We start from the raw sequence: 1925 nt of genomic DNA, 5'->3' as shown, positions 1-1925 counted from the left end.
CATCACAAATAGTTGTATCAAAATTTACTGGACCTTCCCAATCGCTTAGATCATCAGCTGCACAAACTGCTCTTACATACACTTCGTATTGAGTTCCTAAATTTAAACCTCCATATATATAAGGATTTTCAGTTGTTTGAATAATTTCAGGTTCTGTACCAATTGGATAACCTGTACCTAAAGGTTGAACTATAACTTCCCAAGTAGTAGCAGTTCCTGTTTCTGTCCACGAGATTTCAACATCTGTCATATTAATTACACCAATAGTAACATCTGTAGGTCTTGGACAGGTTGGAGGTGTACAATTTACCATATCAGAAAACAATAAAGTATTTCGAAGACCTCCACTACCAGCTGGCATTGAATAAATCTCATCATTATAAGGATCTGTAACAGATATCATAACTTCGTTTGCGAAAGATCCTCCTGCATTCCAGAATAATTCAAACGGGATACCATCACAAAGTGGTATTTGAAATTCAAGTGGTCCAGCTCCACTAGGTAAAGTAATTATTTCTATTTCCAGTCCGTCTTGGGACACTGTCATGGTGTTTCCATTCCAACCGTCACCAAAATCATCTTCTAAAGTAAATGTAAAGACACATTGTTCTGAAGCATCACATTGATACGGGTTTACTTCGGTTGTAAATGAGATTTCGTTACAGTTTATGGCTGATCCATTATCGTTATACGGAGTGATTGTTACATAAATTGTAGATTCATAAGGTAAAATGCTTCCTGGAGTATATGTAAGTACATCTCCTACATCCACATTATCTGCAATATCTGTTCCTCCAGTAGTTGTTCCTATTGAAACAAAATATCCTGTAACAAAAACTGTAGCTGCTGACCAAGTTATTTGAGTTGCCACATCTATATCAATAGCACCATTTAATGGCGAAGTTAAAGTAGCATCACAGTTAGGTAATGCTGTAGTGTCTAAACAATATACATCAAAGTCCCAAGGGTTACTTGTACAACTTATTCCTGAACCATCTGAAGTAACACCTACGGTTATTGTATCACCACTAGAAATAAACATTAAACCAGCTAAGTTTCCAGCATTACCATAAGGGGTTGCAGCATTTAAATTAGTAGTTCCATCTGAATCTAATATTATTAATTCATCCCAGTTATTCTCAGTACTTCCTGAGTTAAACACAACTACTAATGGGGAGCCATCACTACTTATAAAACTAAAAGTGGTATTGTCGTTATTTGTATAACAAAAAACAGTGTTAATTGGGATTCCACTTCCACAATCTACAGGTGCATTTGGATCTGCTCCTGTGGTAAATGAATATTCTGAACAACCAACTGCTGGACCATTTCCATTATATGGTGTTATTGTTACATAATATGTTGTTGAATAATCCAATTCTGGTAAATCGTATGTAGTAGATAACCCTACATCCAAGTCATTAACTATATCTGTCCCTCCTGGTGTAGTACCAACTGAAAGGGTATAACCTGTTGGAATACCTGTTGCTGCTGTCCAACTTAAGTTAGCTGTAATAGCAACTCCTGTTTGGCCATTTGTTGGTGCTATTAAATTAACACATGATGGAGGGTCTACAACCACCTGAGACGCAGTAACATTATCTATATAAAAATAATAGTCTCCAGAAAAATAATTGTTTACAAACCTTAATTTAAAATCTGAACCATCTGGAATACTTGCTGCTGGTAACACAAAACTTATATTTGCACATGTATTTGAAGTTATGTGATTGACATCGTTTATTGTTCCCATAGTGGTCCAAAGACCACCATTATTTGTAGAGTATTGAATTAAAAATTCTCCCCATCCTGGAGGTGTTGGATCTACTGCTGCAGACCAATCCACAATTTTATAATCGAATGCTACAGTTACATCTGTTCCATTTGATTGTCCTACAATGTTTGGCGAAATTAAATCGTCTGTG

The 1925-nt window shown here is 36.0% G+C and carries 1 protein-coding gene; it reads right to left on the bottom strand.

Annotated features, from left to right (window positions below):
* A partial coding sequence (locus tag FVF61_RS03085; protein ID WP_148453194.1) for a fibronectin type III domain-containing protein occupies positions 1-1925 on the bottom strand: 1925 nt, incomplete at both ends.

The sequence above is a fragment of the Xanthomarina maritima genome, assembly GCF_008084905.1.
GTDB classification, from domain to species: Bacteria; Bacteroidota; Bacteroidia; order Flavobacteriales; family Flavobacteriaceae; genus Xanthomarina; species Xanthomarina maritima.
Note: the sequence above shows the minus strand (reverse complement) of the source record. Positions and strands in the feature narration are given on the sequence as shown.